Annotated in this window: 7 protein-coding genes; 5 read left to right on the top strand and 2 right to left on the bottom strand. The window is 71.1% G+C overall.

Annotated features, from left to right (window positions below; all coding sequences use genetic code 11):
• The first annotated feature begins 182 nt into the window (after positions 1-182).
• The 4 genes from ABZW17_RS29640 (at position 183) to ABZW17_RS29625 (ending at position 4,923) form a co-directional block, all read left to right on the top strand.
• Complete coding sequence (locus ABZW17_RS29640; protein WP_354821348.1) at positions 183-956, top strand: cytochrome c biogenesis CcdA family protein; 774 nt, start codon at positions 183-185, stop codon at positions 954-956.
• Entirely contained in the window at positions 953-2,548 is a 1,596-nt protein-coding gene (locus ABZW17_RS29635) for a cytochrome c biogenesis protein ResB (protein WP_354821345.1), read from the top strand. Before ABZW17_RS29640 ends, ABZW17_RS29635 begins: the two co-directional genes overlap by 4 nt.
• 3 nt (positions 2,549-2,551) lie before the next feature.
• Entirely contained in the window at positions 2,552-3,520 is a 969-nt protein-coding gene (ccsB, locus tag ABZW17_RS29630; RefSeq protein ID WP_354821342.1) for a c-type cytochrome biogenesis protein CcsB, read from the top strand.
• A gap of 77 nt (positions 3,521-3,597) precedes the next feature.
• On the top strand, positions 3,598-4,923 hold the full coding sequence (locus ABZW17_RS29625) for an AAA family ATPase (RefSeq protein ID WP_354821339.1): 1,326 nt from the start codon (positions 3,598-3,600) through the stop codon (positions 4,921-4,923).
• 77 nt (positions 4,924-5,000) lie between these two features.
• Here ABZW17_RS29625 and ABZW17_RS29620 read toward each other — a convergent pair whose 3' ends face one another.
• Together ABZW17_RS29620 and ABZW17_RS29615 are read right to left on the bottom strand one after the other, a co-directional pair.
• Positions 5,001-5,186 carry a hypothetical protein gene (locus ABZW17_RS29620; RefSeq protein ID WP_354821336.1) on the bottom strand — a complete coding sequence of 62 codons (186 nt, stop codon included), beginning with the start codon at positions 5,184-5,186 and terminating at the stop codon, positions 5,001-5,003.
• A gap of 145 nt (positions 5,187-5,331) precedes the next feature.
• Positions 5,332-5,544, bottom strand: a complete 213-nt coding sequence (locus tag ABZW17_RS29615) for a BldC family transcriptional regulator (RefSeq protein WP_003081896.1) — start codon at positions 5,542-5,544, stop codon at positions 5,332-5,334.
• Between the two features lie 280 nt (positions 5,545-5,824).
• On the opposite strand from ABZW17_RS29615, the gene ABZW17_RS29610 reads away from it, so the two are divergent.
• On the top strand, positions 5,825-6,298 hold the full coding sequence (locus ABZW17_RS29610) for an Lrp/AsnC family transcriptional regulator (protein ID WP_354821334.1): 474 nt from the start codon (positions 5,825-5,827) through the stop codon (positions 6,296-6,298).
• Positions 6,299-6,306 lie beyond the last annotated feature (8 nt).

The raw sequence follows: 6,306 nt of genomic DNA, 5'->3' as shown, positions 1-6,306 counted from the left end.
CGGCGGGGGGGCGGGCGTGGGGGTGTTGGCGGGGGTGGTGGGGTTGTTGGTGTCGCGGGTCACCCACCCCCCCCCCCCCCCCCCCCCCCCGGCCGGGACGAAGGTCCTGAACTGCTGTGACCGAGGTCCTGTGAACCGGCCCCGGCGTTCTCACCAGGACCTCACTGCCTACCCTCAACGGAGTGAACTCCGTGACCGAGCTGGCGATCTCCGGACCGCTGCTGCTCGCCGCCGGGGTCGCCCTGCTCGCCGGGGCCATCTCCTTCGCCTCGCCCTGCGTCGTTCCGCTCGTTCCCGGGTACCTCGCCTACCTCGCCGCGCTCGTCGGGGCCGATGCGCCGGCCGTCAGCGCCGACGAAGAGCGCAAGCAGGGGCGGTGGGCCGTCGTCGGGGCCGCGCTTCTGTTCGTCCTCGGGTTCACCGTCGTCTTCGTCGCCACCCTCGGCACCCTCGTCTGGCTCGCCGACACGCTCGTGCTCAACCAGAACCTGATCCAGCGCCTCGGCGGGGTGCTCACCATCGCCATGGCCCTGGTCTTCCTCGGCTGGATCCCCGGCCTGCAGCGCGAGGTCCGCTCGCACCACGTGCCGCGCGGCGGGATCTGGAGCGCGCCGCTGCTCGGGGCCATCTTCGGGCTCGGGTGGACGCCGTGCATCGGGCCGACCCTGTCCGCCGTCATGACGCTGGCCAGCGCCACCGGCGGGGCCGAGGCGCGCGGGTACCTGCTGATCGCCGTCTACTGCCTCGGGCTCGGGGTGCCGTTCCTGCTCATCGCGCTCGGCGCCCGCTGGGCCGTGCGCGCCACCGACTGGGTGCGCCGGCACGGCCGGCAGGTGCAGATCTTCGGCGGGGTGCTGCTGCTGGCCGTGGGCGTCCTGCTCGTCACCGGCGTCTGGGGGGATCTGATGGGCTGGCTCCGCAACGAGCTCACCGGCGGTCTGGAGCTGCCGCTGTGACGACCACCGAAGCGCCCCCGAAGACGCCGCAAGGCCCGACACCGGCGAAGCGCACCTTCGCCTTCCTGCGCAACACCTGGCGCGGTCTGACGTCGATGCGGACCGCGCTCGTCCTGCTCTTCCTGCTCGCCCTCGCCGCGCTGCCCGGCGCCCTCCTGCCCCAGCGGAAGCTCAACGCGCCCAAGGTCGACGACTACATCGCCGCACACGGGTGGTGGGGGACGCTGCTCGACAAGCTCGAGTTCTACGACGTCTACTCCAGCATCTGGTTCTCCGCCATCTACCTGCTGCTGATGGTCTCGCTCATCGGCTGCCTCACCCCGCGCAGCTTCGAGTACGTCAAGGCGATGCGCGCCAAGCCCGTGCTGACCCCGCGCAACCTGGCCCGGATGCCGCACTACCGGCTCGGCCGGGGCAAGGCCGACGTCACCGCCGAGGTCGCCGCCGTCCACAAGCAGCTCTCCGGCTGGCGGCGGGTCGAACGCGAAGAGGCCGACGGCGTCCGCACGATCTCGGCCGAACGCGGGTTCCTGCGCGAGACCGGCAACCTGCTCTTCCACTTCAGCATGCTCGGCCTGATCGTCTTCTTCGCCCTCGGCAAGCTCTACAGCTACGAGGGCCAGGTCATCGTCCAGGCCGACGGCAGCACCTTCTGCAACGCCGGCATCTACAACTACGACTCGTTCAACGCGGGCCTGCGGGTCGACGGCACCGACCTCAACCCGTTCTGCGTGAAGGTGAACGACTTCACCGCCCGCTACACCGCCTCCGGCCAGCCCGACTACTACCACTCGAACATCGAGTACCAGTCCGGCGCGGACCTGGACACCGGCAGCTGGCGCCCGTACGGCCTCGAGGTCAACTCGCCGCTGCGCACCGCCGGCGACCGCGTCTACCTGCTCGGGCACGGCTACTCGCCGAAGTTCACCGTCACCTTCCCGGACGGCAGCCAGCGAACCCAGAACACCCAGTGGCGCACCGTCGACCCGAGCACCATGCTCGCCGAGGGCGCGACGAAGTTCGACCAGCCCGGCATCACCGACGAGGTCCAGCGGCGGACCCGGCAGCTGGCCATCACCGGCCTGTTCGCCCCGACGGCGTTCCTGCACGGCAACGTCCTGACGTCCTCGGCGCCCGAGGCGAACGACCCCGCCGTCGCCGTCGACGTCCTGCGCGGCGACCTGGGCCTGGACGCCGGGCGCGGGCAGTCCGTCTTCGAGGTCGACCAGTCGCTCGTCGCCGACGGCCGGCTGAAGAAGGTCGCCCGGCAGAACCTGAAGGTCGGCGAGGAGCTGAAGCTCGACGACGGCACGAAGGTCCGCTTCGACGGCGTCGGCCAGTGGGTGTCGATCCAGATCTCGCACGACCCCACGCAGGGGTTCGTGCTCGGGTTCGCCATCGCGATGTTCGTCGGGCTCGGCGCGTCCCTGCTGGTCAAGCGCCGCCGGCTGTGGGTGCGGGTGAAACCGGGGACCGAAGACCACCCGGGTACCGTGATCGAGGTCGCCGGGCTGGCGCGCACCGACCAGGCCGGGTACGGCGAAGAGTTCCACCGGGTCAGTGAACGCCTGATCAGTGGGCAGAAGGGCTGAGGCATGCCGATCAACGAGACGCTGTCGACCTACAGCGACTGGCTGTACACCACCGCCGCGGCGATCTACGTCGTCGCGCTGATGTTCACCCTGATCGAGCAGGGCTTCGGCGCCAAGGGGCGGCTCGCCACCGAGCGCGCCAAGCTGCGGGCCCGCGAGCTGGTCGGCGCCGGCGGGCCGCCGGTCGAGGACGTCCCGGCCGCGCAGCGCGAGGTCGGCCGCCCCGAGCGGATCGGCCGGATGGGCGCGTCGCTGCTCGTGCTCGGCGCCCTGCTGCAGCTGACGGCGATCGTGCTGCGCGGGCTCGCCGTGCACCGCGCGCCGTGGGGCAACATGTACGAGTACGGCATGGCGGTGACCTTCATCGCGGTGGTCACCTGGATCGTCGTGATGTGGAAGTTCCCGGTCCGGCACCTCACCGGCTTCCTGCTGCTGCCCGTCGTGATCCTGATGTTCATCAACGGCACGCTGCTGTACACGACCGCGGCGCCGGTGCAGCCCGCCCTGCAGTCGTACTGGCTGGTCATCCACGTCTCGGCGGCCATCATCGGCTCCGGTGTCTTCCTGGTCCCCGGCGTCGCGAGCGTGCTCTTCCTGTTCCGCGCGGCCCACGAGAAGGACGCCACGAAGTTCGCCCGGTTCGCCCCCAAGCTGCCCGCGGCCGACGTCCTCGACCGGATCGCCTACCGGACGACGATCTTCGCCTTCCCGATCTTCACCTTCGGCGTCCTCTGCGGTGCCGTCTGGGCCGAGTCGGCGTGGGGCCGGTTCTGGGGCTGGGACCCCAAGGAGACCTGCGCGTTCATCGCCTGGGTCGTCTACGCGGCCTACCTGCACTCGCGGGCGACGGCCGGCTGGCGCGGTGCCCGGGCCGCGGTCATCAACATCGTCGGGTTCGCCGCGATGATCTTCAACCTGTTCTTCGTGAACCTCGTCTCCGTCGGCCTGCACTCCTACGCCGGGGTGGGCTGAGCAGCCCGCGCGTCCGCCGACTACCGTCGACATCGGGGGGCTGATGTGACAGGCGGAGCGCGCGGAGGTTTTCACCGGTGACCGGACCCAGCGAAGAATCGGCTCCTGGCCACCCCGAACAGGCCGACCCGGCCGCTGCCCCGCCGCAGCCGGGCCTGTTCGCCGACGACCGGACGGACTCGCACCCGCACCCCGAGGCGTCGGGGGCCTACGACGTGCAGCCCACGCAGGCCGTGGCGCCGCCGAACCCGGCCGTGTCGGGTCCGCACGGGATGCCCAACCCGGCCGTGTCGGGGCCGCACCAGGTGCCGCCCTACGGCTACGACCAGAACCTGCCGCCGCTGCAGCCGCAGTACGACCCGGCCCAGCAGTACGCCCAAGCCCAAGCGCAGTACCCGCAGCAGCAGCCGTCCGGCCTGCCGCAGCCCCAGGGCGGGCGGCACGCGGCGCCGCCGCAGCAGCCGGGGCACGGGCACGACCTGTCGACCGCGCACCTGGTCAAGCAGACCAAGCGGCCGCCGCAGTCCGGCTGGCGCAAGGCGCTGTACGTCGGCACCGGCAAGCTGGTCAACCCGGGGGAGAGCCCGGCCGACACCCGGCGCCGGGAGCTCATCGCGCGCGTCAACCAGCCGCTGCGCGGGTGCTACAAGATCGCGATGCTCTCGCTCAAGGGCGGCGTCGGCAAGACCACGGTGACGACGACGCTGGGCTCGACGTTCGCGTCCCTGCGCGGTGACCGCGTGGTGGCCGTCGACGCCAACCCGGACCGCGGCACGCTGTCGCAGAAGATCCCGCTGGAGACCACCGCGACGGTCCGGCACCTGCTGCGTGATGCCGCCCGCATCACGCGCTACAGCGACGTCCGGTCCTACACGTCCCAGGGCTCGAGCCGGCTGGAGATCCTGGCCAGCGAGCAGGACCCGGCCGTGTCGGAGGCGTTCTCCGAGGACGACTACCGGCGCACGGTCAACCTGCTGGAGCACTTCTACAACATCGTGCTCACCGACTGCGGCACCGGCCTGATGCACTCGGCGATGAAGGGCGTCCTGGACGTCGCGGACGCGCTGGTCGTGGTGTCGTCCGGCTCGGTCGACGGCGCCCGCAGCGCCTCGGCGACGCTGGACTGGCTGGAGGCGCACGGCTACGGCGAGCTGGTCAAGCGCTCGGTGGCGGTGATCAACTCGGTCCGGCCCAAGGGCGGGTCGGTCGACCTCGACAAGCTCTCGGCGCACTTCGGCGCGAAGGTCCGGGCGGTCTGCAAGGTCCCGTTCGACCCGCACCTGGAGGAAGGCGCGGAGATCGAGCTGGACCGCCTGTCCGGCGACACCCGCCTGGCCCTGCTGGACCTGGCGGCCACCGTCGCCGACGGCTTCGCCACCCCGCTCTCCCAGGGCTACCGCTGACCCCGGCTCGTGAGTGGTAAGGCGGGTTCTAACCCGCCTTACCACTCACGACCGACGTGGCGAAGGTAAAGGGTGGGCTAGGAGTCTTCGTCCCGGCGTTTGCGCTGTTGTTCGGCCAGCTGGCGCAGGAAGTCGGGGTCGTCGTCCGGCGCGAGCGGGGCCCGGCGCGGGGCCGACGTCACCCCGATCCGCTGGCCGGCGAACGACCGCCACAGGAGCAGGGCGACGACCAGCGCGCCGACCGCCGCGAGCAGAGCGAGCATGCCGGATCCTTCCGTGGGGCTGCCTGTCCACCGAGGTTAACCCGTGCGGCCGTGTGGTGGGTCTGAAGCCGGGCCGGGAAATGCCCGGGGGCCGCGCGGGGACGGGATGGTTCCCGTACCCACACGGCCCCCGTGTGCGGATGGTTCAGGCGTTGCGAGCCGGTTCGCTGGCGTCGGTGGTCAGCTCGGCGAGAAGCTCGTTCACCTCGGACTCCCGGAACCGCCGGTGCCCGCCCGGGGTGCGGATCGAGCCGATCCGGCCCGCGGTCGCCCACCGCGTCACCGTCTTCGGGTCCACCCGGAAGAGCGCTGCCACCTCGCCAGGGGTGAGCAGGCGTCCGCCCATCGTCGCGGTCATTTTCCGCCTCCTTAACGAACTCACTGCTATACCGGGAGGCGTCCGGGCCCTTCTGCCCGTCGCGCCGGGGTAGCCAACAAGGCAATCGTTGCACTTCACCCGTCGGGTACTCGAACGGTTGTCCACGAGTAAAGAGCCCTTAAAGGTCAAAACGGACAGATTGTTCACCCTCGGCAACTACTCTGCGGCGACCTGACGTGCGCAGATGTCAGGGCCGCCGGTCAGCGGCGGCGAGGCGTGGTGCCAATGGGGGATTGTCCAACCGCATAGAGTGATCCCCGTGGATCAGTTGGACCGGAAGATCATCGCAGCGTTGCGCATCAACGGACGGGCCACTTACGCCGACCTCGGACGGGCCGTCGGGCTCTCCGCGTCTTCGGTGCACGAGCGGGTGGGCAAGCTGGAGGCCGCCGGCGTGATCACCGGCTACCACGCGGTCGTCGACCCGAGCTCGGTCGGCCTCGGCGTCACCGCCCTCGTCGGCATCCATCCCACCGACACCGCGACCGAGGACGACGTCGCCGACGCGCTCGGCGAGCTCGACGAGGTCGAGAGCTGCTACGCGGTGGCCGGCGACGAGGCGTTCGTCGTCAAGGTGCGCGTGCCGACCGTCGACGAGCTGGAGCGGACGCTGGCCCGGCTCCGCCGCATCCCGGGTGTCGGGCGCACGAACACCACCGTGGTCCTCTCGACGCGCTTCGAGGGCCGCCCGAACAACGCGGGCCTGCAGAAGGACCGGCCGGGCGGGGCGTAGCCTGCGTT

This window comes from Amycolatopsis sp. NPDC004625 (genome assembly GCF_040609695.1).
GTDB lineage: Bacteria > Actinomycetota > Actinomycetes > Mycobacteriales > Pseudonocardiaceae > Amycolatopsis.
Note: the sequence above shows the minus strand (reverse complement) of the source record. Positions and strands in the feature narration are given on the sequence as shown.